24 protein-coding genes, 2 tRNA genes and 1 pseudogene are annotated in these 25,656 nt (G+C 66.4%); 13 read left to right on the forward strand and 14 right to left on the reverse strand.

The features are described from left to right. Window positions 1-290 precede the first annotated feature (290 nt). Window positions 291-1,121, reverse strand: a complete 831-nt coding sequence (locus tag ABD210_RS01705) for an alpha/beta fold hydrolase (RefSeq protein WP_344107829.1) — start codon at window positions 1,119-1,121, stop codon at window positions 291-293. Between the two features lie 347 nt (window positions 1,122-1,468). Then, on the reverse strand, window positions 1,469-1,687 hold the full coding sequence (locus tag ABD210_RS01710) for a hypothetical protein (RefSeq protein ID WP_344107831.1): 219 nt from the start codon (window positions 1,685-1,687) through the stop codon (window positions 1,469-1,471). Between the two features lie 367 nt (window positions 1,688-2,054). On the opposite strand from ABD210_RS01710, the gene ABD210_RS01715 reads away from it, so the two are divergent. The 4 genes from ABD210_RS01715 to ABD210_RS01730 all read left to right on the forward strand — a co-directional run bounded on the left by ABD210_RS01715 (window position 2,055) and on the right by ABD210_RS01730 (window position 5,272). Beyond that, entirely contained in the window at window positions 2,055-2,441 is a 387-nt protein-coding gene (locus ABD210_RS01715; protein WP_344107833.1) for a hypothetical protein, read from the forward strand. A 343-nt stretch (window positions 2,442-2,784) separates the two neighbouring features. Continuing rightward, a complete protein-coding gene (locus tag ABD210_RS01720; RefSeq protein ID WP_344107835.1) occupies window positions 2,785-2,943 on the forward strand; it encodes a hypothetical protein in 159 nt (52 codons plus the stop codon). Window positions 2,944-3,913: 970 nt separating this feature from the next. After that, complete coding sequence (locus tag ABD210_RS01725) at window positions 3,914-4,132, forward strand: hypothetical protein (protein ID WP_344107838.1); 219 nt, start codon at window positions 3,914-3,916, stop codon at window positions 4,130-4,132. A 456-nt stretch (window positions 4,133-4,588) separates the two neighbouring features. Continuing rightward, window positions 4,589-5,272: a tyrosine-type recombinase/integrase gene (locus ABD210_RS01730; protein ID WP_344107840.1), complete on the forward strand. Its 684-nt coding sequence runs from the start codon at window positions 4,589-4,591 to the stop codon at window positions 5,270-5,272. A 94-nt stretch (window positions 5,273-5,366) separates the two neighbouring features. Here ABD210_RS01730 and ABD210_RS01735 read toward each other — a convergent pair. The 6 genes from ABD210_RS01735 to gyrB all read right to left on the reverse strand — a co-directional run bounded on the left by ABD210_RS01735 (window position 5,367) and on the right by gyrB (window position 11,625). Beyond that, a tRNA-Ala gene (locus ABD210_RS01735) sits at window positions 5,367-5,439 on the reverse strand. A gap of 10 nt (window positions 5,440-5,449) precedes the next feature. Continuing rightward, on the reverse strand, window positions 5,450-5,581 hold the full coding sequence (locus ABD210_RS01740; RefSeq protein ID WP_425552603.1) for a DLW-39 family protein: 132 nt from the start codon (window positions 5,579-5,581) through the stop codon (window positions 5,450-5,452). A gap of 33 nt (window positions 5,582-5,614) precedes the next feature. After that, window positions 5,615-5,688: transfer RNA gene (locus ABD210_RS01745), tRNA-Ile, on the reverse strand. 106 nt (window positions 5,689-5,794) lie between these two features. Next, complete coding sequence (locus ABD210_RS01750) at window positions 5,795-6,505, reverse strand: DUF3566 domain-containing protein (protein ID WP_344107842.1); 711 nt, start codon at window positions 6,503-6,505, stop codon at window positions 5,795-5,797. Between the two features lie 305 nt (window positions 6,506-6,810). Continuing rightward, window positions 6,811-9,462, reverse strand: a complete 2,652-nt coding sequence (gene gyrA, locus ABD210_RS01755) for a DNA gyrase subunit A (RefSeq protein ID WP_344107844.1) — start codon at window positions 9,460-9,462, stop codon at window positions 6,811-6,813. A gap of 81 nt (window positions 9,463-9,543) precedes the next feature. Continuing rightward, complete coding sequence (gene gyrB, locus ABD210_RS01760) at window positions 9,544-11,625, reverse strand: DNA topoisomerase (ATP-hydrolyzing) subunit B (RefSeq protein ID WP_425552604.1); 2,082 nt, start codon at window positions 11,623-11,625, stop codon at window positions 9,544-9,546. A 271-nt stretch (window positions 11,626-11,896) separates the two neighbouring features. Between gyrB and ABD210_RS01765 the strand changes: the two genes are divergently transcribed. Genes ABD210_RS01765 through ABD210_RS01775 form a run of 3 tightly spaced genes read left to right on the forward strand, consistent with a single transcriptional unit; the run spans window position 11,897 to window position 13,655 of the window. Next, entirely contained in the window at window positions 11,897-12,523 is a 627-nt protein-coding gene (locus ABD210_RS01765) for a hypothetical protein (protein ID WP_344107848.1), read from the forward strand. Further along, window positions 12,520-13,110, forward strand: coding sequence for a hypothetical protein (locus ABD210_RS01770; RefSeq protein WP_344107850.1), 591 nt, complete (start codon window positions 12,520-12,522; stop codon window positions 13,108-13,110). Before ABD210_RS01765 ends, ABD210_RS01770 begins: the two co-directional genes overlap by 4 nt. After that, window positions 13,107-13,655: a hypothetical protein gene (locus ABD210_RS01775; protein ID WP_344107852.1), complete on the forward strand. Its 549-nt coding sequence runs from the start codon at window positions 13,107-13,109 to the stop codon at window positions 13,653-13,655. The genes ABD210_RS01770 and ABD210_RS01775 overlap by 4 nt, the downstream gene beginning before the upstream one ends. Before the next feature lies 1 nt (window position 13,656). On the opposite strand, the gene ABD210_RS01780 is transcribed toward ABD210_RS01775, so the two are convergent. The 6 genes from ABD210_RS01780 to dnaA all read right to left on the reverse strand — a co-directional run bounded on the left by ABD210_RS01780 (window position 13,657) and on the right by dnaA (window position 21,078). Next, complete coding sequence (locus ABD210_RS01780; RefSeq protein WP_344107854.1) at window positions 13,657-15,000, reverse strand: hypothetical protein; 1,344 nt, start codon at window positions 14,998-15,000, stop codon at window positions 13,657-13,659. 56 nt (window positions 15,001-15,056) lie between these two features. Beyond that, window positions 15,057-15,743, reverse strand: coding sequence for a DciA family protein (locus ABD210_RS01785; RefSeq protein ID WP_425552606.1), 687 nt, complete (start codon window positions 15,741-15,743; stop codon window positions 15,057-15,059). Further along, on the reverse strand, window positions 15,736-16,878 hold the full coding sequence (gene recF, locus ABD210_RS01790; protein WP_344107857.1) for a DNA replication/repair protein RecF: 1,143 nt from the start codon (window positions 16,876-16,878) through the stop codon (window positions 15,736-15,738). Before recF ends, ABD210_RS01785 begins: the two co-directional genes overlap by 8 nt. A 1-nt stretch (window position 16,879) precedes the next feature. Continuing rightward, the gene (gene gnd / locus ABD210_RS01795; protein ID WP_344107860.1) at window positions 16,880-17,797 is read right to left on the reverse strand and encodes a phosphogluconate dehydrogenase (NAD(+)-dependent, decarboxylating); all 918 of its coding nucleotides are present in this window, start codon (window positions 17,795-17,797) and stop codon (window positions 16,880-16,882) included. 46 nt (window positions 17,798-17,843) lie between these two features. Then, window positions 17,844-18,989, reverse strand: coding sequence for a DNA polymerase III subunit beta (dnaN, locus tag ABD210_RS01800; protein ID WP_344107863.1), 1,146 nt, complete (start codon window positions 18,987-18,989; stop codon window positions 17,844-17,846). 508 nt (window positions 18,990-19,497) lie between these two features. Further along, the gene (gene dnaA / locus ABD210_RS01805; protein WP_344107866.1) at window positions 19,498-21,078 is read right to left on the reverse strand and encodes a chromosomal replication initiator protein DnaA; all 1,581 of its coding nucleotides are present in this window, start codon (window positions 21,076-21,078) and stop codon (window positions 19,498-19,500) included. Window positions 21,079-21,689: 611 nt separating this feature from the next. On the opposite strand from dnaA, the gene rpmH reads away from it, so the two are divergent. The 6 genes and pseudogenes from rpmH (at window position 21,690) to rsmG (ending at window position 25,084) form a co-directional block, all read left to right on the forward strand. After that, window positions 21,690-21,827 carry a 50S ribosomal protein L34 gene (gene rpmH, locus ABD210_RS01810; protein ID WP_077018336.1) on the forward strand — a complete coding sequence of 46 codons (138 nt, stop codon included), beginning with the start codon at window positions 21,690-21,692 and terminating at the stop codon, window positions 21,825-21,827. A gap of 38 nt (window positions 21,828-21,865) precedes the next feature. After that, window positions 21,866-22,213 (forward strand): ribonuclease P protein component, encoded by a 348-nt coding sequence (rnpA, locus tag ABD210_RS01815; RefSeq protein ID WP_344107870.1) that lies wholly within the window; start codon window positions 21,866-21,868, stop codon window positions 22,211-22,213. Continuing rightward, a complete protein-coding gene (gene yidD, locus ABD210_RS01820) occupies window positions 22,210-22,521 on the forward strand; it encodes a membrane protein insertion efficiency factor YidD (protein WP_344107872.1) in 312 nt (103 codons plus the stop codon). The genes rnpA and yidD overlap by 4 nt, the downstream gene beginning before the upstream one ends. A gap of 66 nt (window positions 22,522-22,587) precedes the next feature. Then, window positions 22,588-23,508, forward strand: a pseudogene (gene yidC / locus ABD210_RS01825) (membrane protein insertase YidC); the annotation flags it as partial. A gap of 366 nt (window positions 23,509-23,874) precedes the next feature. After that, window positions 23,875-24,396, forward strand: coding sequence for a Jag family protein (locus ABD210_RS01830; RefSeq protein WP_425552607.1), 522 nt, complete (start codon window positions 23,875-23,877; stop codon window positions 24,394-24,396). Between the two features lie 52 nt (window positions 24,397-24,448). Beyond that, a complete protein-coding gene (gene rsmG, locus ABD210_RS01835) occupies window positions 24,449-25,084 on the forward strand; it encodes a 16S rRNA (guanine(527)-N(7))-methyltransferase RsmG (RefSeq protein WP_344107874.1) in 636 nt (211 codons plus the stop codon). The last annotated feature ends 572 nt before the right edge of the window (window positions 25,085-25,656 follow it).

Here is a 25,656-nt window from a genome sequence, read left to right on the forward strand (position 1 = left end):
GGCGCCCCGCGACCAGCCGCCCCGGTGTAGAGCCCTCTGGCGGCTGGCCGCGGGACGGAAGCGTCGCAGCCTGGGCTACGCAGGCTGCTGGCGACAAGCCGTCCAGGGTCAAGGCGCGGCGCATGCGTAGCCATGGCGTCGCGAACCGGCATGGTGCGGTTGCTTCGACCGGCCGGGCTTCTTCGTTCATTCGAAGCGGAGCGGTGACGAGGTCTAGGGCGCGACTCCACCGCCGAGGCTTCTCACGTCCGAGCCGCTGGGAAGCCTGGGCGTGAGAACGGGTTGGGTGCTTAAGACCTGAAGAACTCGAGCAGGTCGGCGTTGATCACGTCGGCCTGTGTGGTCGGCATGCCGTGCGGAAAGTCCTTGTAGGTCTTGAGAACCCCGTTCTTGAGCAGCTCCGCCGAGCGTGGGCCCGAGGCGACGTACGGCACGATCTGGTCATCCTCGCTGTGCATCACCAGCACCGGCAGGGTGATCTTCTTCAGGTCTTCGGTGAAGTCGGTCTGCGAGAAGGCGACGATGCCGTCATAGTGGGCTTTCGCCCCGCCCATCATGCCCTGGCGCCACCAGTTGTCGATGATCGCCTCGGAGGGCTCCACGCCCGGCCGGTTGAACCCGTAGAACGGTCCCGACGGCAGCGCGCGATAGAACACCGAGCGGTTTGCCGCCAGCTGTGCCTGCAGGTCGTCGAAGGCCTCCTTGGGCAGGCCGTCGGGGTTGGCGTCGGTCTTCACCATCAGCGGTGGCACCGCTGCGATCAGGACGGCCTTGGCGGCCCGGCCTTCGCCGTGTCGCGCCAGGTAGCGGGCAACCTCGCCGCCGCCGGTCGAATGGCCCACATGGATAGCGTCGTGCAGGTCGAGATGTTCGACGACCGCGGCCAGATCGTCGGCGTAGTGGTCCATATCGTGACCGTCGCCGGTCTGGGTCGATCGGCCGTGACCACGGCGGTCATGGGCGACGACGCGATACCCGTGCTGCAGGAAGAACAACATCTGGTTGTCCCAGTCGTCGGCTGACAGCGGCCAACCGTGGCTGAACACGATCGGCTGACCGCTTCCCCAGTCCTTGAAGAAGATCTCGACGCTGTCGCTTGTGGTGATTGTTCCCGATGACATGACTTTCCTCCTTGTGCGATGGCTCGCCGTCCGCGCGTCCTCGAGCGTCAGCTGGTGTGCCTTCGATTCTGGGTCAGCCGAACCCAACGCGGCATCGGAGATGCCGCTGATTGGTTGCGGAAATCAGGAGGGAACCGGCCGCTGCCGACCAGGCCGCCACCCGTGACGACGTCAGTCCTCGATAGAGCGCGCCGGCCATGTTGCGGATCAGTTGGCAGACAGGTGGCGCGGATCTGGTAAGGCCGGGAGCTGAGGGTGACCGACTTGGGGGAAGATGCCGCGTTCAGCCAGGGCGGCTCGGGTGAGAACGAGGTTCTCCCCGGTGTTGGTGGCTCGGGGCTCGATGACTATGGCGTTCGCTGGTACGCCGAGTTCCGGGCGTGCTCGGCGTAGTGGATTGCCTCGCCTCGGGGGAAACGCTCCACTGTGGTGGGAGCGTTCGCCCTGGTGAAAACGATCAGGGGGAACATGCCCTGGTGATACAGATCGGCGGTGAAGGTCGCGACGCCAGGGTCGTGGCTACCGAGCCCGACGCCAACGTCGGTCGGACGTAGCTCGTGGTGCATGTCCGGCTCCAACCCCTGGTCTGCACGCTCATTGATACGGCTCGGAACGCGGCGGACTCGAAGTGAAAGGGCACGCGGAGGGCACGGAGAGTCAGGAGATTCTCTTGCTACCTGGCCGGTCAGGCGTCGAATGTGGCCGTGACCTGGGGAAAGAAGGTTGTGGAGACGAGGGGACTCGAACCCTAACCCCTACCTTGCAAAGGCGATCCCGTGGCGTACGCGTACCTGTGCGCAGATCCGCCGTGCGGAAGACGAGCTCGTTTGTGACCGTGACTAACCGGCTACGCCCGTCAGGGTGCGCTCCGTGTGGCACGTTTGTCGCACGTCGGTTCCCTGCAAGGCGAGGGTACGGCGTGATGATGAGGACGTGTCCGATATCGACCCACGAGTTGTGTTCCTGTTCGACGATGTGGACGTGTACATGTTCCCGTCGCTCGCATGGGCCGCAGACTGGATGGAAGCGATCGACGTTGAGTGCGGCGAGTACAAAGCGGCGCTAACCGAGACGGGTCGGGTTATCCGGACGAGGGCGGAGAACGAGGAAGTTGTCCTGGACCTGACTGACGAGGTGGACCTGCCGCGACTGCGGGAACTGCTGCGTGAACACGGTGAGCTGATCGGGCAACGAGGGATTGAGCTCGATCCTGTTGGCTTCGCTAATCGGTCGTGGAAGCTGGACTGGGAGAACCGATGGCCAAAATGGCCTCGCTGGCTAGACAGGCGTCTCCACCCCGGCGGTCCTGTTCAGGCGTAGCGGCAGTTTGGAACTGAGATTCAAAGTTGCCGCAGACCCGTCCGCACCGGTCCACGCGGGCATTCACTCGCACCGGCGTGAGCGTGGATCCGGCCCGGCTCGTGCCTGATCGTCCACCCCGATCCACACCGTTTGTTAGCAAATCCGTCAGCAAAGCCGACCTGGGGCCACGGCATCTATGATGCGGGCATGTCGTCCGAGTCGCACATCTTCCCTCCGCGTGCAGCAATCATGGCGGAAGTTCTGGCGGGCGTTCGCTGTGGCATCTGCGACGACGGTGGGCGCGGTTGTGCTCGGTCTTCTCGCCGGAGCTATGCAGGGTTGGCCTAGGCGGCTGACTGGTTTGGCGGTTCTCGCATCGCTCGTGGTCTGCATCATCAGGTGGTACGACGCTGCGGAGTACCTAGCGAAGGCGAAGGGCATCTACCACCCGATGTACGGCGTCCTGGGGCCGGTCGGACTGGTCATGGCCATGTTCACCAGGTCGAAGCACATGACCTGATCGGGGCGAGACGCACACGTGCCCGGTTCGCCGATGTGCGCTGCCCGCACATAGGTCGACCTGGCCCCGACCCGACTTCCGAACTAGCCGGCCAAATCGGACCCGTCATCCCGGAGTCGTGAGGCCCCCGCCGGAGGCAATGCCCCTTGGTCCTCAGGAAAGACACCGAGAGCGGGCGCGGCGGTGAACGGCCGGAGGCCGCACGCGCACGCCGCGCCGCGCGCCGAAGGCGCGCCTTGATCCATAAGAGCCAAATTCGGCAGAGAGCGGCCTAGCTGGCTGTCCTCCGTCAGCTGACGCGCGGATCGCGGCTACATGAGCGGGCGCCCGCCGTGCAATGGGAGGGCTGCCCCACTCGCCTACACTCTGGCCGTGCGACGGAGAGCAATCGGCAGGAGCCCATGGCGATGGGTCATCGCTGCCATAGGCCTGATATTCGTTGGCCTGGAACTGCCGTCGTTATTCGAACCGCTGCCGGACTACGCCCAGCATGACGCCTTCGAATGGGTCATGTACGGCATACCTGCAGTGATAGTCACCTTCGGCCTGGGCCTCGCCCTTCGCCCTGCGGAGCGGCGTTTTCGCGGACGGCCAGGGACTGGTTGTGAAGCCCTTCGCGGGTGTGCGAAGCCAGCGGATCCCCGTAGACACCATTCGGGCAGTCACGGTGACTCGCGAGCAGGGGGCGGTGTTCGCGTGGGTGCCCCCAGCCGTGGTGCCGATGAGCGGGGAGACCGTCGTCCTGGGGCTGGCCCACTTCGACATGTCAACAGGACTTAGGCGTGCCATGCGTCAGGCCGAAGTAGTCTCGCGAAGACTCGAATGTCCCGTTGAAGAGGACAAGGGCGACATTGGGCCCGCGGACGCCTGACGCCGTGCTGCGCCCCGACAGCGGCATGGTCGGGCTATCGTGGTCGCCCTCAGTGCGGCATGTGCGGACGTTGCCGACGTCGTTTGACAGGCTTCCGGCATGGCCGAACCGCTCTTTGTCAGTATCGAAGAACTCCGATCCGCACTGAGTCGAGCCTTGACTGCAACGGAGGAGCGGCTTGGGTCAGAGGTCGCTCTGCAGGACGACTACTACTGGCATCTCCAGGTGGACGATGCGTTCGACATGAGCAGAGATGCCGAGTCGCTGACGGTGGGCCAACTGAGTGGCGACCTGGCGAATGTTCGCGAGCGGGGGTGACGTTGAACCTGAGACCGCTTGGCATGAGCTGTCGCATCTCGTTGGTCTGCTCGGCGCCCTGGAGCGGTTCGCAGGGCGGTAGCACCAGCTCACCGGAACAACCGCTCGAGTCGCGACGGATCCGGTTACTCGTCGCGGTAGAGGTTCTCGACGAGCGGGTCGGTCCCCCGCCCTCGAGGCGCGACGAACTGCCGCCTTCCAGTCATCCCATCTCGCAGGATCGGCCTGCAAATAGTGGGGGAGTTCGGCAGTTCCTGCCTGGCTGAGCGGAGGCTCGCGGATACGACTCGGGAGCGTTACGAGGTCGCCTTCCGCGTTCAGGTGCTCCCGACGTTCGGCAAATCTCCCGGTCAACAAGGTGCGCGAGGCGGACGTTCGCCGGTGGCGCGCCGAGCTGCTCGACGGTGGACTGGTGAGGCATCCGTTGCCGCGGCTTACCGGCTCCTGCGAGCCGTCATGAGCACGGCTGTGGACGATGGGCTGATCAGGCGAAACCCGTGTCGGATCAAGGGTGCCGGCGATGACCGGAGTCCTGAGCGACCGGTACTGACGGTGCGTGAAGTTCTCCAGGTCGCCGACGTGATGCCGTCTCGTTTCCGGATGCTGGTGCTCCTAACCACCTTCACAAGCCTGCGATTCGGTGAGCTGGCTGCGCTCCGCCGTATGGACGTTGACGCTGAGGCGGGGTTTGTCCGGGTTCACCAGTCACAGGCCGAGCTGTCCAACGGGCAGTTGATCATCAAGGGTCCGAAGTCGGCTGCCGGGCGGCGTCGTGTGGCCATACCCGGCGCGCTGCTTGCTGACCTTCGGTCGCACCTGGCGAAGTTCTCTGAGACCGGTCCTGATGGTCTGGCCTTCGTGGGGGAGAAGGGCGGGAGGTTGCGGCGACAGAACTTCCGAGACATCTGGGTCGCGGGCCTTTCCGAGGCGGACGTACCGGCTGTGCACTTTCACGATCTGCGGCACACGGGCAATACTCTGGCGGCTGCCCAAGGTGCCACCCTGCGGGAGCTGATGGAGCGGATGGGTCACGCCAGCTCGCGGGCGGCGATGATCTACCAACACATCTCGAAGGACCGTGACCGGCACATCGCGGATGGGCTGAGCGCCCGGATTGAGGATGCTCGTGAGCAGGCCTGATGTGGCACGCGTGTGGCACGTGGATGGATCTGGCGGTCAACCTCGGTGGGGGAGGGAGCCGGGAATTAGGCTCTGACCAGGAGAAAGAAGGTTGTGGAGACGAGGGGACTCGAACCCCTAACCCCTGCCTTGCAAAGGCAGTGCTCTGCCAGTTGAGCTACGCCCCCGTGGGGGTGGTCAGCGACCCGGTGTGACCGGGTCGACGGCCTCGGCCCAGAGGTCCTGCTCGGCGCGGGCCTGCTGGGTCTTCTTGTACATGAAGTATCCACCGACGCCGGCCAGGAGAACCAGCAGAACCTTCTTCAGCACCGGTGACTCCTTGGATCGGTCTGGGTCAGGGGGTGGGCCTAACTGGACTTGAACCAGTGACCTCTGCCTTATCAGGGCAGCGCTCTAACCGTCTGAGCTATAGGCCCGCAACGCGGGGTCGAACCCGGGAGAGATTACCGCACTGACCGCCTCTCTCCCAAACCGGTTCCGATCGGGCCCTACGTGCGCCCGACCGGAAGCGGCGAGGGGTGGTCAGTCTTCGGAGGCCAGCGTCACTTCCAGGCCGCCCAGCAGGGTGGCCGCGATGTTGTAGAGGAACGAGCCGAGCGTCGCCAGCGCGGTGATGATGAGCACATCCGCGCAGGCCAGCAGGGTGGTGAATCCCATCACCTTGCCGGTGTTGATGTAGTTCTCGATCCGGAACGGCTCGGCGGATGGTGTGCCGAGCACCTCCGAGACGGTGTTGTTGATGTTGTCGAAGACACCGGCCGCGCCGATCGCCGACCAGACGATGAACACCGCGACCCAGGTGACGATGCCGAACGCGATCGAGAGCAGGAATGACGTCTTCATCACCGACCACGGGTCCAGCCGCGACAACCGCAGCCGTGCCTTCCGGGTCTGCGGACGCTTCGACGCCTTGACGGCCGGGGCCGTCGCGGTCTTGGCCTTGCTGTCAAGCCCGACCGAGCCTACCGAGGCAAGTGAGCCCTGGGTCGCTTCCTTGACCGCCGCCGCCTTCTCGAGCACGGCCTGCTTCGCCGCGTTCACCTTGTCCCCGAAGGTCTCCGGGGCGGAGGACGGCGTCACCACCTTCCCGGTCTGCCCGTACGCCGCGGTCACGGGCTGGCCGCCACTTGCGGGTGTCGCCGCAGGCGTGCGCGGCTCGGGGCGACCTGGCGTGCTCGGAGTCGCGGGGCGCGGCGTGGCCGAGGGCGTGGTGGTCGGCGGGGCCTGCTTCACGGCCGGACGGACCGGCGGCTGCTGCGGAGGACGCGCCGGCTTGCCAGCGGTGGACCCCGACTGGGTCGACGGGGGCGCCGGCCGCTGCGGCTGGCGGAAGTCCGCCGGCTTCTGGCCGCCCGGCGTACCGGGTCGTTGCTGTCCGCTGTTGCCGGACGAACCAGAGCGACCGTTGGAGGCTGGTGTGGCCGGTGGGGTGGACTGGTCCCTCCCGTTGGCGCCCTGGCTGTTGCGGCCAGGTGGCGTCTGGGACTTGGAGCTGTCAGCCGCCCCATCAGGCCATGTCGGCCTCGCGCGGTTGGTCATCAGGTGCCCTCCTGGCCGGCTTCGTCGTCTTCGACGGTAGCCGCGCCCTCGATGTCCGTCGAATGCTGGTCATCATTCTGGACGCTTTCAGGGGCTGTTTCGGTTGGCAGTGCGTCCACATCCTGGGCATCGGCGGGGATGCCTTCGACGGCTTCGTCTTCTTCCTCACTCACCGTGAGGTCCGTGTTGCGAGCGATTGCGACCACAGCATCAGATTCCCCGACTCCGGCGAACTTCACACCCATCGTGTCGCGACCCTTGACCGGAACGCTGTCCACCCGGCTGCGGACGACCTGTCCGCTCGACTTGATCGCGAGCACCTGGTCGGAGTCGACGACGATCAGCGCGCCGACCAGCGTGCCGCGCTCGTCGTTCAGCTTGACCGCCTTGATGCCGAGACCGCCACGGCCCTGCTGGCGGTACTCGCTGACCCGGCTGCGCTTGGCATACCCGGCGTTCGTCACGGTGAAGACGTACTGCGCGTCCTCCTCCGAGCCGGCCCGGATCACGGCCATCGACAGCAGCTCGTCGCCCGCGCGGAACTTCATGCCGGTGACGCCGGAGGTGGCCCGGCCCATCGGCCTCAGCTGCTCGTCGTTCGCGGTGAAGCGGATCGACTGGCCCTTCTTGGAGACCAGCATCAGGTCGTCGTCGGCCGAGGCGAGCTCCGCGCCGATCAGCTCGTCGTCCTCCTCGCGGAAGTTCACCGCGATGATGCCGCTCTGCCGGGCGGAGTCATAGTCGGTCAGTGCCGTCTTCTTCACCAGACCACGCTTGGTGGCGAGTAGCAGGTACGGCGCCTGCTCGTAGTCGCGCAGCGTCAGAACCTGGGCGATCTCCTCGTCTGGCTGGAACGACAGCAGCCCGGCCACGTGCGAGCCCTTGGCGTCACGAGCCGACTCGGGCAGCTGCCAGACCTTGGCGCGGTAGACGCGGCCCTTGGTGGTGAAGAACAGCATCCAGTGGTGGTTCGTGGTGGCGAAGAAGTGGCCGATCTCGTCCTCGGCGCGCATCGTGGCGCCGCGAACACCCTTGCCGCCGCGGTTCTGCACGCGGTACAGGTCGGTCTTGGTGCGCTTGGCGTAGCCGCCGCGGGTGATCGTGACGACCACGTCCTCGTCCGGCACCAGGTCCTGCACAGACAGGTCGCCGTCGGCCGCGATGATCTCGGTGCGGCGCTCGTCGCCGAACTTGTCGACGATCTCGGCGAGCTCGTCGCGGACGATGTGCCGCTGCCGGATCGGGCTGGCCAGGATGTCCTCGAGATCGGCGATGACCGCCTCGAGCTCGTTCAGCCGGTCGATGATCTTCTGCCGCTCCAGGGCGGCCAGCCGGCGCAGCTGCATGTCCAGGATCGCCTGGGCCTGGATCTCGTCGATCTCCAGCAGCGAGATCAGGCCGTTGCGGGCCTCTTCGACGTCCGGGCTACGGCGGATCAACGCGATGACCTCGTCCAGCGCGTCGAGCGCCTTCACCAGGCCGCGGTAGATGTGGGCCTGCTTCTCGGCCTCGCGCAAGCGGTACCTGGTCCGTCGCTGGATGACCTCGATCTGGTGTTCCAGCCAGTGCGTGATGAACAGGTCCACGCTCAGCGTGCGCGGCACGCCGTCGACCAGGGCGAGCATGTTGCAGCCGAAGGTGTCCTGCAACTGCGTGTGCTTGTAGAGGTTGTTCAGTACTACGCGGGGCTGGGCGTCCCGCTTCAGCACGATCACCAGCCGCTGGCCGGTCCGCGACGAGGTGTCGTCGCGGATGTCGGCGATACCGCTCATCTTGCCGGTGTTGACCAGCTCGGCGATCTTCTGCGCCAGGTTGTCCGGGTTCACCATGTACGGCAACTGGGTGATGACCAGGCTCGTGCGGCCCTTGGCGTCCTCCTCGATGTCGACCACCGCGCGCATCGTGACGGAGCCACGGCCGGTCCGGTAGGCGTCATCGATGCCCTTGTAGCCGACGATGAGAGCGCCGTTCGGGAAGTCCGGGCCCTTGATGTACTCCATGCACTTCGCCAGGATCTCCTCCTGGGTGGCCTCCGGGTTCTCCAGCACCCAGTTCGCCGCGGCCGCGACCTCGCGCAGGTTGTGCGGCGGGATCTGGGTCGCCATCCCGACCGCGATGCCGGCCGAGCCGTTCACCAGCAGGTTCGGGAAGCGGCTGGGCAGGATCACCGGCTCCTGCGAGCGACCGTCGTAGTTGGGGCGGAAGTCGACCGTGTCCTGGTCGATGTCGCGCACCATCTCCATCGCCAATGGAGCCAGCCGGCACTCGGTGTACCGCATCGCGGCGGCCGGGTCGTTACCCGGCGAACCGAAGTTGCCCTGTCCCTGGATCATCGGCGCGCGCATGACCCACGGCTGGGCCAGCCGCACCAGGGTGTCGTAGATCGCGGAGTCGCCGTGCGGGTGGTACTGACCCATCACGTCACCGACGACGCGCGAGCACTTGGAGAATCCCCGGTCCGGCCGGTAGCCGCCGTCATACATCGCGTAGAGGATGCGGCGGTGCACCGGCTTGAGGCCGTCACGCACCTCCGGCAGGGCGCGGCCGACGATGACGGCCATCGCGTAGTCGAGGTACGACTGCTGCATCTCCGTCTGCAGATCGAGGGGCTCGATCCGGTCGTGTCCCGGAGAAATGGGGGTCTCGGTCATCTGGTGCTCGTCCCGTTCAGTTCAGTACGTCGGTGAGTGCGGCGCGGCGAGTGGTCGGCCCGGGCACGGCCCGGGCCACCCTCAGATATCAAGGAAGCGGACATCCTTGGCGTTGCGCTGGATGAAGTTCCGACGGGCCTCGATGTCGTCGCCCATCAGCGTCGCGAAGGTCTCGTCGGCGCGGGCCGCGTCGTCCAGGGTGATCTGCAGCAGCACCCGGTTGGCCGGGTCCATCGTGGTCTCCCACAATTCCTGCGCGTTCATCTCACCCAGACCCTTGTAGCGCTGGGTGCCGTTCTCCTTCGGCAGTTTCTTGCCTGCCTCGGCGCCGGCCGCCATCAGGCCGTCCTTCTCGCGCTCGGTGTAGGCCAGTTCGTGCGCCGAGTTGCTCCAGCGGATCTTGTACAGCGGCGGCTGCGCGGCGTACACGTGACCGCGCTCGATCAGCGGTCGCATGAAGCGGAACAGCAGCGTCAGCAGCAAGGTCCGGATGTGCTGGCCGTCGACGTCGGCGTCGGCCATGATCACGATCTTGTGGTAGCGGAGCTTCTCCTCGTCGAAGTCCTCGTGGATGCCGGTCCCGAGGGCGGAGATGATCGCCTGCACCTCGTTGTTCTGCAGGACCTTGTCGATCCGGGCCTTCTCGACGTTCAGGATCTTGCCGCGGATCGGCAGGATGGCCTGGAACTTCGGGTCGCGACCGCCCTTGGCGGAGCCACCGGCCGAGTCACCCTCGACGATGTAGACCTCGCACTCCTCAGGGTTCGTTGACTGGCAGTCGGACAGCTTGCCCGGCAGGCCGCCGCCACCCAGCAGACCCTTGCGGTTGCGGGCCAGGTCGCGCGCCTTGCGGGCGGCGATCCGGGCACTCGCGGCCGCGGTGGCCTTGCGGATGATCTCCTTGCCCTCTTGCGGGTTCTGCTCGAACCAGGCGCCCAGCTTGTCGTTCACGACCTTCTGGACGAAGCCCTTCACCTCGGTGTTGCCGAGCTTGGTCTTCGTCTGGCCCTCGAACTGCGGATTGCCCAGTTTCACCGAGATGATCGCGGTCAGACCCTCGCGGACGTCGTCACCGGTGAGCCGGTCCTCCTTGCGCTTGATCATGCCCTGGTCCTCGCCGAAGGAGTTGACCAGAGTCGTCAGCGCGGCGCGGAAGCCCTCTTCGTGGGTGCCGCCCTCATGGGTGTTGATCGCGTTCGCGAAAGTGTGCACCGACTCCTGGTACGAGCCGCTCCACTGCATCGCCACCTCGAGGCTGAGCGAGTCCTCGCCCTGGGCCGCCTCGAAGGCGATCACGTCGCGGTGCACCGCCTCGCGGATGCCGGTCAGGTACTTCACGTAGTCGACCAGGCCGTCGTCGTACTTGAAGGACTGCTCGACCGGCTTGCCGTCCTCGTCGATGTGATCGGGGCGCTCGTCCCGGATCACCAGCTCGAGGCCCTTGTTCAGGAACGCGTATTCACGGAAGCGGGTGGACAGCGTCTCGTAGGAGTAGTTCGTCGTCTCGAAGACGTCGGGACTGGCCCAGAAGGTGATCGTGGTGCCGTCCGAGGTGGACGTGCCGGCCTCGGCCAGATCCTCGTCCGGGACGCCGACAGTGAACGACTGGGTGTAGATCTTGCCGTTCTTCTGGACGTCGACCTTGAGTCGGCTGGACAACGCGTTCACGACGGACACACCGACGCCGTGCAGACCACCGGACACCTTGTAACCGCCGCCGCCGAACTTGCCGCCGGCGTGCAGAACGGTCAGCACGACCGTGACCGCGGGCTTTCCCTCGGAGGGGACGATGTCGACCGGGATACCGCGGCCGTTGTCGACGACGCGGACGCCCCCGTCGGCCAGCAAGGTGACCACGATCTTGTCGCAGTAACCCGCCAGCGCCTCGTCCACCGCGTTGTCGACCACCTCGTAGACGAGATGGTGCAGACCGCGCTCACCGGTGGAACCGATGTACATACCGGGGCGCTTGCGGACCGCGTCGAGGCCCTCGAGCACCTGGATCGCGCTCGCGTCATACGTGCCTTCGACCGCGCCTGATTTGTGGAGGACTGATTCGGGTACGACGGTGCCGATGTCGTCGGCGGACGGGGTTGCGTCGGTCTCGGTCGGCTCGTCGGTCACCGGCTGTTGTCCTCCTCGGACCCCACCTGCGTGGGGCATCGAATCACAGTGCGGGCCGCCCATACTGTGTTATCAGCACCGGCGGCCACTTCAACGTCTCCATCTTACCCGTCGACCGAAGCAGAACCTGCCATGAGGCGGCCGAAACTGTGGACAGGGCGTGTTTTGGGACTCCCGGGTATGTCCCCCCACGCGGGAAGGGGGCTCGGAAAGCGCTCAAGGCACTCAGTGGCTTCTGGCCGGATCGCCCCTGACTGTCTGGGGTACGAGACCCGGCGCGCCGGACCCGGCGGCCCCTAGGATCATCCGCGTGGAAAGTCTGGACGACGTCATCGACGCCATGATCGCCGATCGGGTGATCCACCGGCACCGGCGCAAGTGGCTGATCGCGATCGCTCTCGTCGTGGTGCTGGCCCTGGTCATCCTTCTCACCGGTGGCTGGAAGGCGAAGCAGGGCCGCAAGGTCGACACCCTCCAGGCGCCCGTCACCGTCGAGGCCGGCCGGTTCGAGTACGGCGTCACCTCGGCCCGCATCATCCGCACCCCGAAGAACAAGTACGACCCGGCGAAGGCGCGGGTCGAGGTCTCCATCGACCTGAAGAACATCGACAAAGAGGAGCAGAAGAGCAGCTCGGTACTCGGCAGTCTGCTGCTCCTGGTTCCCGGCGATGGCAAGGACCTGATCGACTCCAACGGTGCGACCTGCCGCGGCGACTTGAACTACGTGCTGGTCTACGGACTTCCGGCGGAGACGTGCACCACCAAGTTCGACGTACCGGCGGATTTCAGCGCCGACGTGATCGAGTTGGGCATCCAGGGTGAGAAGTACGAGTCCGACGACTCGTTGCTCGGCGCGTCCGACAACTCGTACTGGCACAACGCGGAGCCGATCGCGGTGGTGCGGGTGCCGGCGACGACCACGACGGAGACCAAGTGAAGGTGTATCGGCCGGCCACGGTGGCTGTCGGCATCCTGTTCGTGCTGCTCGGCGGCCTGACCCGGCTGGCGGATCCCGACCAGGTCTACGACAGCACCGTCCGGGTGGTCGTGCACGGCACCATCGGACAGGAACTGAAGTTCGGCACGTCGACCGTCGCGGTGAGCCGGGTGAAGTTCGCCAAGTCCTACCTGCCCAGTGAGACCGACAAGGCGGTCGAGACCAACGGGGTCTTCCTCGCGGTCGAGTACGACACGGTTCGTGGCACCGAAGACCCCGGCAGCAACACCGCCACCCTGTTTGCCGACGGGGGCACCCAGTACACCCCGGTCGGTGGATCGATCGGGAACGGCGTCGAGTTCTCCGAGCCGGGCTTCGCCAAGACCGGCGCGCTGATCTACGAAGTGAACCCCGCCGACCTCAAAGGACTCGTCCTGAAGATCGCACCCGTCCAGTTCTTCACCGTCCTGGCGCAGGACGTCGAGGTCGACCTCGGCGTGCCGGACGACAAGATCGCCGCGCAACTCGTGGAGCGGGCCGGCCGTGAGTATCTGAAGCCCGCGTCGGTCACCCGGGTGGCCGAATGAACCGCACGGTCCGGCTCACCGCCCAGATCTCCTTGTTGCTCACGCTGCTGGCACTCAGCGCCTTCCTTCTGTCGCGCACCTATCTGGATGACGCGGAAAGGGTGTACCGGGACGGCGCCGTGACCGAAGTCGTGGACCAGGGGCCGGTGACCATCGGCAAGGTCCGGTGGAACCTCGATTCGCTGCAGCCGTACACGCAGTTGGCGGACTCCGAGCGCAAGAAGATCGAGTTGGAGCAGCCGGCCGGCTCGGTGGTCATTCTGGTGACGGCGTCCATCACCCCGCTGGACGGACTGAAGATGGGCTCGAGTGGGTTCACCTGCACGGCAATGCTGCGAGATGACCGCGGCAACCTGTGGAAGAGCCAGAGTGCCTACGGCTACTTCCTGCCGACGTACTGCGGGGACGACGACCACCCGTTCACCCGCAACAAGACCGGCCGGATCGCCCAGATCTACGTGGTCCCGCAGTCAGCGGTCCCGCACCTGAGCGGGATCCAGGTCGAGGACAGCGACGAGCAGCGCCGGGTCCTGCTCACCCGGTGACTCAGACGGTCGCCGCCGTGGTGGCCTCCGGGTCGGCCTCGGCCGCCGCATCGGCCTCGGCGGCTTCGGCCAGTCGCTGGGCTCCCACCGAGATGCAGAGGTCGAAAGCGGCCGCCAGCAAGGCGATCCGCAGCGTCTCGAAGAAGATGTTCGTGATCGCTTCTGCGATCTCGCTGTTCATCAGGCCCCAGCGTTCGCCATGCACACCGATCAGGCGCTGCAGCGCTATGTAGGTCCAGTCGCTGCCGAGCAGCCAGAGGGTGTAGCCCAGGCAGACCACGCCGAGGAACACCGGCCCGACCCGGACCAGCAGCCGGAACGCGTTCAAGGTCGGGTAGAACTTCTCCCGCAGACCTCCGAGCAGCAGATTCGGCGCCTGGTTGGTGATTGCGACGAATCTGTTCGGCTTCGGTGCGTCCGGATCTTCCTGCACGCTGCCCAGGCGACGCTCCAGCCGGGTCCCCCGGAACACCCCGCCGCTCGACAGCACCCGGTGCCCGAACACGACGGTGGTGATCGCGAGCCAGGTCAGCGGTTCACCGACGCCGAGCTTGAACAACGGCCAGAGGGTCTCGAAGAAGAAGCCCCAGAGGAACTCGATGCCGGCCGGGATCGGAATGTGGATGCCGCCGAAGAAGTCCTTCAGCCCTCCCCACCAGTCGACCGAGACGTACCAGAAGCTCCGTTGCCTGAACCAGCCTTTGAAGTCCTTCACCGCATACGGCACGACGACCACCGTCAGCAGCAGGAAGAACGCCTCGGCCCAGACCTGGGCGAACTTGGCGGGTCGGCTCGGCCACCGGTCGTCCACGGCCTCGATCACCCGCCGCAGGACCAGCAGGATGACGATGGCCGGCAGGTACGCCCGCCACGCGTGGCCGCCGAGGACGAAGAACCCGGAGCCGGGCTGGGTGCCTCGCTCGACCAAGTTGCTGACCGTCAGGCGCGAGACCTTGTCCTCGAGGAATCCCCAGGCCGACCAGACAGCGACCAGCGGCAGCAGCGTGACCGAGAGCAGTTCCATCAGGCCTTGCTGGGTGGGGTCCGCGGTCTCCTCGTTCTTGTTCACAGCCGCGTCGCGCCAGCGGTAAAGGGAGCTCGCGCAGGTCCGGATCATGCCGACCGTGGTCGCGATCTGAATCAGCACACCGGCGGAGAACACGCCGACGCCAAGACTCGAGTGCTGGTGCTCGGCCAGCCAGATGGCACCGTCGATCGCCGCCCGGTAGCCGACGTAGCCGGCCAGGAACCAGGTGGTCAGAGGCAGCAGGTTCCGCCACCAGAGCCGGAGGGAGTCTGCGAGCAGGTGGAGCAGGTCGCGAAAGCCGTCAACGATCGTGCGCATCGCGCCCGATCCTAGGGGATGCGGTGGGTCGTCACCGCAGGCTGATCGGTGGCTGCTCAGCCGTAGGTGTCGCGGGGACCGCGGCCGCCGCGGACGGTGCGCGGACCCTTGCGCCAGCTGGGCGCGTTCGGCCCTTCGACCTTGACGCGGGTGACCGTTCCGTCGCCGAGTTCGGCGTTCAGCCTGCGGACCAGGTCAGGTGCGAGCAGGCGGACCTGGGTGGCCCATGCGGTGGAGTCGGTCCGCACGGTGAGCTCGGTATCGGTGTAGCTCTCGGGCTTGCAGTGCGAGGCCATCTCCGGCCCGACGATGGACGGCCACCTGGCCATCACGCCGTGCACCGCGACGTCGACCTCCCAGCCCTGGTCCCGCATCAGCCGGCCGAGCGTGTTCGTCAGCAACTGCGGATCGCGGTCGTCGGGTCTGGACCCGCTGACCTGAGATCCACCGGGCCTGCGACGGCGCGTCTTCTTGACCGGCTTGACCGGGCTCATCCCCTTGAGCCGGCCCGCCAGCGCCTTTGCCAGTTCGAGGCCCTGCTTGTCGTGGTCGGGACCGCTTCGAGGCTCGTCAAGGGTGTCGGCAAGCTCGCTCTCGATGCCGCTCTCAGAGGAATTCCGGGCTTTCGGCTCGCTTCTGGGCGGCTCGCGGCGCGGCTTCGGTTCGGGTCGCTCGGGCAGTGGCTGCATGCCGAACCCGCCGAGCAGGTCCGCGTCCGGACGGAGATCCACGTCCTCAGGCACGGCGTACCGTCCCGTCGCCCACGTCGAACCGCACTCCACTCAGCTCATCTGGTACGTCGGCCCCGACCGCGGCAGTCACCAGGACCTGCTCCGCGGGCGCGACCAGCTCGGCCAAGCGGTCCCGGCGCTGGGTATCGAGCTCGGCGAACACGTCGTCCAGGATCAACACCGGCTCACCCCCGTCCGCCTTGAGCAACTCGTACGACGCCAGCCGCAGCGCGAGCGCGAACGACCAGGACTCACCGTGACTCGCATACCCCTTCGCAGGCAAGTCGCCGAGTCCGAGGACCACGTCATCGCGGTGCGGCCCGACCAGTGATACCCCGCGGTCGAGCTCGTCCTGCCGTCTGTCCTGTACTGCGGCCAGCAGCACCTCGCCGAGCTGGTCCCGACTCGTGACGCCCGGCTCCAACGGCACGGACGACTTGTACTCGAGCCGGGCATCTCCCTTGCCTCGGGCAACAGCGTCGTACGCGCCGGAAACCAACGGGCGAAGGGATTCCAGCAACTCCAACCGGGTGGCGAGTAGTTCGGAGCCGGCCCGCGCGAGGTTCGAGTCCCAGACCTCGAGGGTGCGGAGTTGTCCCTCGGCAGCACCACCGGAGCGGTTCTGCCGGCGGGCCATCGAGGCACTCTTGAGCAGCGAGTTCCGCTGCTTCAGGATGCGGTCGTAGTCCTGCCTGACGCCTGCCATCCGGGGTGTCCGCAGGGTGAGCAACTCGTCCAGGAATCGGCGGCGCTCGGACGGATCGCCCTTGACCAGCGACAGATCCTCCGGCGCGAAGAGCACCGTGCGGAGCAATCCGAGCACTTCTCGGGGCCGGGGGACCGGCGCGCGGTTCACCCGAGCCCGATTTGCCCTCCCAGGATTGATTTCCAGCTCGACGACGAGATCGCGCTGGTGGTCGCTGCGGATCTCCGTGCGCACGATCGCGCGCGCGGCACCGGCCCGCACCAGCGGCGCGTCGTTGGCGACCCGGTGCGAACCGAGCGTCGCGGTGTAGTGAATCGCCTCGACCAGGTTGGTCTTGCCCTGACCGTTCGGTCCGACGAAGGCGGTCACGCCCGGGGTGAGCTGGACCTCCGCCTGCTGGTAGGACCGGAAGTCGAGCAGACCCAGGGCGGTGACATACACCTCAGTGCTTGATCGGGGGCGTCGCGTACGACGGGTCCTCGGCGCCCTTGACCGCGTGGCCGCCGAACTGGTTCCGCATCGCCGCGATCGCCTTCATCGCGGGGGAGTCTTCCTGCCGGGACGAGAACCGCGCGAACAGCGAAGCGGCGATCGCCGGCACCGGGACGGCGAGATCGATCGCGGCCTCCACGGTCCAGCGGCCTTCGCCCGAGTCGTCGGCGTACCCGCGGAGTTTCTCGAGGTGGTTGTCGTCCTCGAGGGCGTTCACCATCAGGTCGAGGAGCCAGGACCGGATCACGGTGCCCTCGCGCCAGGACGCGAACGCCTCCGGCACGTTCTCGACGATCTCGGAGGCTTCGAGCAGCTCGAAGCCCTCGGCGTACGCCTGCATCATCGCGTACTCGATGCCGTTGTGGACCATCTTGGTGAAGTGTCCGGCGCCGACCTTGCCGGCGTGCACGAAGCCGAACTCGCCTTCGGGCTTGAGCGCCTCGAAGATGGGCATGACCGTCTTGACTGTCTCAGCGTCTCCGCCGCACATCAGGGCATAGCCGTTCTCCAGACCCCAGACGCCACCGGAGACGCCGCAGTCGACGAAGCGGATCTGCTTCTCGGCCAGCTGCGCGGCCCGGCGGGTGTCGTCGGTCCAGCGGCTGTTGCCACCGTCGATGACGATGTCGCCGGGGGACAGCAGCTCGGCGAGCTCGTTGATGACCGCGTCGATGGCCTGCACCGGCACCATCACCCAGACCACCTTCGGCTGGCCGGGTGCCGTCAGCTTGCCGACCAGATCCGCCAGGTCCTTGGCGTCGGAGATGTCCGGGTTGTGGTCGAAGCCGATCACCGTGTGGCCGGCGTTGCGGATCCGCTGGCGCATGTTGCCGCCCATCTTGCCGAGACCGACAAGGCCGAGCTCCATCGTGAATCCCCTTGTTCTGTTGGCTTTCCGGTTGTCCAGCTGGTTCTCAGCTGTTCAGGCGGACCGGCATCAGCACGTACCGGAACTCGCTGATCGGCTCGCCGTCGAAGTCCTTCACACCGGTCAGTTCGGCCGGCTTCGTCGCCTGGGTGAACGCCAGGTGCGCGACCGGTGTTCCGATCGCGTTCAGACCGTCCAGCAGGTACGTCGGGTTGAACCCCACGGTGACGGGTTCCCCAACGACACGAGCTTCAATCGACTCCGAAGCCTGGGCCTCGTCACCGCTGCCTGCATCCAGGGTGACGGTGTCGTCGGAGAAGGTGAGCCGGACGGGTGCGTTGCGCTCGGCCACCAGGGCGACGCGCTTCACGGCCTCGACCAGGGTCGCGGTGTCGATCCGGACCCGGGTCGCGATCGCCGCGTCGGTCGGGATGATGCCGCGAACCTTCGGGAACTCGCCGTCCAACAGGCGTGTGGTGGCGCGACGGTTGCCGCCGGACACCTCGCCTTCGAAGCCGACGATGCCTTCGCCGCTGCCAGGAGTCGCCAGAGACACGATGATGTCGGTCCCGGTCATCGCTTTCGCGGTTTCCGCGAGCACCCGGGCCGGCACAAGCGCGGCAGCAGAGGCATCTGGGGATTGCGGGTTCCACTCGAGCTCACGAATCGCCAACCTGTACCGGTCGGTCGCCAGCAGGGAGATCGTGGACCCCTCGATCTCGACCCGTACGCCGGTGAGCACCGGCAGGGTGTCCTCCCGGCCCGCGGCGGTGACCACCTGGGCGACGGCCTGAGCGAAAACATCGCTCTTCACGGTGCCGCTGGCCGCTGGCAGGTCCGGCAAAGCCGGATATTCCTCTGTGGGAAGCGTCTGGAGCGTGAAGCGCGAAGTGCCGCAGGTGACCTGGGCCTTCGCGCCGTCCACGGAGATGTCCACGGGCTGGTTCGGAAGGCTCTTGGAGATGTCGGCGACAAGCCGGCCGGAGATCAGGCACTTGCCGGTGTCGGCCACCTGTGCCGGCACGGTGACACGCACGGAGGTCTCGTAGTCGAAGCCGGACAGAGTGATCTGCCCTTCCTCGGCCTCGACGAGAAGCCCGGCAAGGATCGGGACGCTGGGACGACTGGGCAAGCTGCGCGCGGCCCAGGCCACCGATTCGGCCAGTACGTCGCGCTCGACGCGAAACTTCACCGCTGGGTGCCTCCTGATTCGGCTGTGTGCCAGGCAGATCCTGCCACGGACGGATGTGATGTGTGCCAACCGGGCTTGACATGGCGGTTCGGGCGGGTCGCGCCCCCGGAGTTCTGCTGGTTCCGGGGACAGCCTGACAGGTCCTTCCGACAGTGCTCCCAAAGGGGCCGAAAGTCGAGTTTTCCCCAGGTCGGGCCGCCAGACCCTTTTGTGGACTGGGACTTCCTTACAGATTCCATAGGGTTGTTCGCACCGGTGGATACTGTGGAAAAGCGGTGAAATCGCAGGTCAGAGGCCGAAACTGGCTGGGGACCGGGTGTGGACGAACTCGGGGCGATCGGGGGACGGCTGGTGACGACCCTCGCGATCCACACAGCCAATCCACAGGTGAGACGGAAGTGTCCACGGACATACCCACAGTTATCCACAGGACTGTCCCCAGGCTGTGTGGTTCGTGTGACCGCGCCGTAGCGCTTGGCGTACAAGCGGTTCGGCGCGGTCGACGGGCTCATTGCTGCTTGGCCTGGTGCTTGATCCGGTTCGTCAGTTCGGTGACCTGGTTGAAGACGCTGCGTCGTTCCGACATCAACTGCCGGATCTTCCGCTCGGCGTGCATCACGGTGGTGTGGTCGCGGCCGCCGAACTGCTGTCCGATCTTCGGCAGGGACAGATCCGTCAGCTCGCGGCACAGGTACATCGCGATCTGACGGGCCGTCACCAGCACCCGGCTGCGACTCGAACCGCAGAGGTCGTCGATGGACAGCCCGAAGTACGAGGCGGTCTGACCCATGATCATGCTGGCCGTCACCTCGGGTTTGCTGCCTTCGGGGATGAGGTCCTTCAGCACGATCTCGGCCAGGCTCAGATCGACCGGCTGGCGATTCAGGCTGGCGAAGGCGGTGACCCGGATCAGGGCGCCTTCCAGCTCACGGATGTTGGTCTGCACCTTGCTGGCGATGAACTCGAGCACCTCCGGCGGCGCGGTCAGGCGCTCGGTCGCGGCCTTCTTCCGCAGGATCGCGATCCGGGTCTCGAGGTCGGGCGGCTGGATGTCGGTGATCAAGCCCCACTCGAACCGGTTCCGCAGCCGGTCCTCCAGCGCCTCCAGCCGCTTCGGCGCGCGGTCGGAGCTGATCACGATCTGCTTGTTCGCGTTGTGCAGCGTGTTGAAGGTGTGGAAGAACTCTTCCTGCGTCTGGATCTTGCCCTCGAGGAACTGGATGTCATCGATGAGCAGCACGTCGACGTCGCGGTACCGGCGCTGGAACTGCGCGGCCTTGTCATCGCGGATGGCGTTGATGAAGTCGTTGGTGAACTCTTCGCTGGAGACATACCGAACTCGGGCGCCGGTGTAGAGACTGCGGACGTAGTGCCCGATCGCATGCAACAGGTGAGTCTTGCCCAGTCCGGAGTCGCCGTAGATCAACTGCGGGTTGTACGCCTTGCCCGGTGCCTCGGCGACGGCGACGGCCGCGGCGTGCGCGAACCGGTTCGAGCTGCCGATGACGAAGGTCTCGAAGGTGTACTTCGGGTTGAGCCGCGCCTCCCCCTGTGCCTCGGTGGCCGGCTGGGTCGGCGCCGAACCGTTCGGCGGCGGCGCGACCGAGGTCAGCGGGTGGCCGATCGGATCCGTGGCTCTGTTGACGGTCGGCTGGATCCCCGGTTGCGCCGGGGACTGCATCGGCTGACCGGACATCGGCTGACCCGGCATGGACTGGTTCGGCTGCAGTGGCTGAAACGGCTGAGCCGACTGAAGACCAGGCGCCTGTACTACGGGCTGCGCCGGCGCGGGCTCGCGGAGCTCGGGATCGAGCGACGGGTCGACCGTGACCGCGATCCGGATGTCCCGGCCGAAACTCTCGGTGAGGATGCGCTCCAGGTCCGGCCGCAGCCGGGTCTCGAGCTGTCCGCGGGTGAAGTCGTCCGGGACCGCGACGATCGCAGTGCTCTCATGCAGCGTCACCGGCCGGGAATTCGTCAGCCAGGCTCGCTGGTTCGGTGGCAGTCCGGCGAGAACCCGTGCCCAGGCCTCGGTCAGATCCTTTACTTCGGCCTTGATCTCCGCATTGGCGGACTGGTCCTCGACCACGCGTTGCTCCCCGAATCCTTCGCTGCGGTGGCCGGCGCCAAGGATCTGCGCGACCTTTCGACCCGGCCACCCGGCCACTGCTGGCGCGACCCGGAGGGCCGCAGGTTGCAGTTGCCGTTCTCCTCAGCCGGTTTCCTCATTGTCCACACCGTTGTCCACAGTTGTGAACGAAGCGCGGAGCTAGTTGGTTACCGATGTCGGGATGGGGACCTCTGGTGTGAGGGGCTGACGCTAACAAGTCCTGCCACGCTGCTTCAAGCCGTCATCCACAGGCTATGGATGCCAAATTGGGGGCAACCGTCGGCGTGTCGGGTAGACGTCGGAGCGTAGCCATGATTGGGCGGTAGCCGTGTGTAGCGGCCGGGATCAGTGGGTGACGACGTGTTTCTTCCACAGACCTGTGGAAAACTATGGGGACGGCTGGTTTGACCTGTCCACAGGCGGCCACGTACCGTGGATCGGTCGGTGTTGAACCGGCCGTTTCGTGCTGCGCTCCATGAGGGACCCTGCTTGTTGACAGGTTTCTCGGGCGATTTGCAGGACCTGCACCAGGGGCAGATCTACCAGTGGATTTGTCGACATCATGATCTCGAGTAACCGGAGTCATTCCAGTGAGCAAGCGGACGTTCCAGCCGAACAACCGTCGCCGGCACAAGAAGCACGGCTTCCGTCTTCGGATGCGCACCCGTGCGGGTCGCGCGATCCTCGCCTCCCGTCGTAGCAAGGGCCGTCAGCGCCTGGCGGCCTGAGCCGTCCGGCCGACACCGCTGGTGACGGTGACCACCTCGTGCTGCCTGCGTCGAACCGGCTCCGTCGGTCCGACGACTTCCGCCGCGCCGTCCGCTCCGGACGGCGCGCCGGTAGGCGTGCCGTGGTGGTCCATTTCCTGGTGCAGGCCGACCCAGAGGTCGAGCCTGCTCGTGTCGGATTCGTGGTGAACAAGGCGGTGGGCAATGCGGTTCTGCGGAACCGCGTCCACCGCCGCTTGCGCGCTGTGATGGCTGCGCGACTCCCGGATCTTCCGGCCGGCAGCCTGACTGTCGTTCGTGCCCTGCCAACGTCTGCTGCGTCGTCGTACGACGAACTGGTGGCCGACATCGATGGCGCGCTGCAGCGAGTTCTGGACGCGCGATGAAGATCGCACCCGTCAAGTACGGGATCATTGGTTTTCTGAAGTTGTACCGGAAGTTCGTCAGCCCGATGTACGGGCAGGTGTGTCGGTTCTACCCCAGTTGTTCTGCTTACGCCCTGGAAGCGGTCGAACGCCACGGTGCGGTGCGCGGTAGCTGGCTGGCGGCGAGGAGACTCGCCCGCTGCCACCCGTGGAACCCCGGCGGCTACGACCCCGTTCCACCAACAGATGTCGACCAGCGCGGAGACTCCGTCTCCGCCAACCAGCCCGAATCGTCAGCCGACGCCGGGCCTGTGCAGCGAGGTGCTTGAGTGACTCTTCTGGCCATCCCCGAACTCGCCTTGTGGGACGGGATCGTAAACCTGTTCAACGCCGTGATGACTCCGCTCTACTGGGCGGTGTCGGCGCTGCTGGTGGGGTGGCACTGGCTGCTGTCACAGGTGTTCGACCCGAACAGCGGTTGGGCCTGGGCTTTGTCGATCGCCGGCCTGACCATCGTCATCCGTACCCTGCTGATTCCGCTCTTCGTGCGGCAGATCCGATCCAGCCGGAACATGCAGCTGCTGCAGCCGAAGATGAAGGAGCTGCAGAAGAAGTACGGCCATGACCGGGAGAAGCTCGGTCAGGAGATGATGAAGCTGTACAAGGAGACGGGCACCAACCCGTTCTCCTCGTGCCTGCCGCTGCTGCTTCAGTCGCCGATCTTCCTTGCGCTGTTCCGCGTGCTCGATTACGCATCGAAGGGCAGGGCGCACAGCGGCATCATGGAGCCGTACGTCCAGTCGCTGCAGCACGCGAAGATCTTCGGTGCGGAGATCTCGCAAACCTTCCTGAAGGCGAACGGTCCCGGGGCCAACAACGTCAAGGCCGTCGCCATCGTGCTGATCATCCTGATGACGGCCACGATGTTCACCACGCAGCTTCAGTTGATGCGCAAGAACATGCCGAAGGAGGCCCTCGAGGGCCAGGCGGCGCAGATGCAGAAGATCATGCTCTACGTCTTCCCGGTGTTCTTCCTGATCGGTGGCTTCAACTTCCCGATCGGTGTGCTCATCTACTGGTTCGTCTCCAACCTGTGGACGATGGGCCAGCAGTTCTACGTGATCCGCCGCAACCCGGCTCCCGGCACCCCGGCGTTCGACGCGATGGAGGCCCGTAAGCGCGAGCACAACCTGCGCGCGGGCAAGCCGGCCGACGAGGGCCTGGCCGGCGCCGACGGCGAGTCGGGTTCGGTCGCTACGGATCGTCGCCCGGCGAACCGGCAGCAGCCGAAGCGTCAGTCGCGCAGCAACCGTCGGGGTGGGGGCGCGGGCTCTGCCGCTTCCACCGGCGGCGCCGCGCCGACCGATTCCAGCGATGATGGAGCGGCCGCGAACAACGGACAGACCGAGACAAAGTCGTCCAGCAACGGGCAGCAGCCGACCGCGGCGAAGAAGGCCGCCGCGAAGCAGACATCGTCGGGTGCGAAGCGTCAGCCGGCCGCGAAGTCCCGCGCCGCTCGACAGGCCGCCCAGAAGAAGGCCGCGCAGAAGAAGTCTGGTGGTGGGTCGCCGGCCAGCCGCAAGACCGACAGTTGATCGGTCCGCGCCGGTACCTCCCTGTTTTCCTCTGCTTTGTACGACCTGGGTCCCCGTGGGGCGGATCTCGAACCTGAAGGAGTGGCCGTGAGCGACGGCATGCAGAACACCGAGTCGACGACGCCGGCAACTGACGAGGCGGCTGACCGTCTGAAGGCTCTGGAGGCCGAGAGCGACATCGCGGCCGACTACCTCGAGGAATTGCTCGACATCGCCGACCTGGACGGCGACATCGACATGGACATCGACGGCGACCGTGCCGCGGTGTCGATCGTCGGGGCGGACCTGAGCAACCTGGTCGGCGAGAACGGCAAGGTGCTCGAGGCGTTGCAGGAGCTGACCCGGCTGGCGGTCTACCGCGAGACCGGCGAGCGGTCCCGGCTGATGCTGGATGTGTCGAACTACCGCGCGAACCGGAAGGCTGAGCTGGAAGAGGTCGGCCGGAAGGCGATCGAGGAAGTGAAGGCCACCGGTTCGTCGGTCCGGCTCGACCCGATGACGCCGTTCGAGCGCAAGGTCGTTCACGACGTCGTCGCGGCCGCCGGCCTGACCAGTGAGTCCGAGGGCGAGGAGCCGCGCCGCCGGGTCGTCGTCCAGCCCGCGCAGTGATCGCTGTGTTCTGCTCGTGACGGGTGACGTTTCACGTGAAACACCGCCGCTCGTGGAGGAGCTATACCCACGAGCGGCGGGGCGGCTTGGGGCCTATGCGGAGTTGCTGGCGACTGAAGGAACGCTGCGCGGCCTGATCGGTCCGCGCGAGGTGCCCCGGCTCTGGGAGCGGCACCTGCTGAACTGCGCATTGCTGGAGCGCTTGATCCCGGAGGAAGCCACTGTCGCTGATGTCGGCACCGGGGCCGGGCTGCCGGGGATCGTGCTCGCCATCGTTCGTCCCGATCTTCAGGTGTCGCTCGTCGAGCCGCTGCTCCGGCGCACCACCTTCCTGCAGGAAGCCGTGGAGCAGCTGGACTGCACCAACGCCGAGGTCGTCCGGTCGCGAGCGGAGGACCTGGCGCCCGCTTCCTTCGATGTGGTCACCTCGCGGGCAGTCGCACCGCTCGGCAAGTTGGCGGGCTGGTGCCTGCCGCTGTGTGCGGAGGGTGGTCTGATGCTCGCCATGAAGGGCTCCTCGGCAGAGGAGGAACTGGCCGGATCCGAACGCGAACTGGAGGCCCTCGGCGCGGAGGAATGGCACGTTCACCAACTCGGTGTGGATGAACTGGCCCAGCCGACGACTGTCGTGAGTATTGTGGCCGGACGTGCTGCGCGGGGATCCCAGCACAGAAGACGCGGGAGGTGAGCGGGTTCGTGAGTCGTGCCCTCGGATGGCCTGGCAAGAGCACCGGTGAACCCCGGGCGACACAAGCAATCGGTTGGCCGGCCTCAAGCCCGGCACCAATCCGCGTGGTGGTCCCGGACCCGGATCCCCTCCTCGAGGATTCGCCCCAGAACACGCAGCAGCAGTCCGGCTCGCCCACACCCCAGGTGGACCCTCCCGCATCCGGAACCGTGGCATCACCGACCCGCCAACCACAAGCCGAAGCCGCCGCGGCTGCCGCCGAAGGTGCTTCGTCCTCTTCTGCAGACAGCACCACCTCCGACTCCGCGACTAGTGGCGTCGGCGTGGGACCAGCGGACGGCGACAGCTCCAACACACCACATGCGGGCTCAATCGGCGTCGAAGGCTTTAACGCCGGTGGGGGCTCAGCGGAAGGCGTCTTGGTCGACCGGCGGGATGCTGGCGGCAACGACCCTTCGCCGCACAGGGAACGCGGCTCGGCCGGTGTCGACAGCGCGGGCCCCGGTTTCGCGGGCCCCGGTTTAGAGCGCCCCGGTTTAGAGAGCCCGGGCTTCATGGGTGCCGACGGCACC

Origin of the sequence: Kribbella alba, from assembly GCF_039529635.1 — a bacterium.
Lineage (GTDB): Bacteria > Actinomycetota > Actinomycetes > Propionibacteriales > Kribbellaceae > Kribbella > Kribbella alba.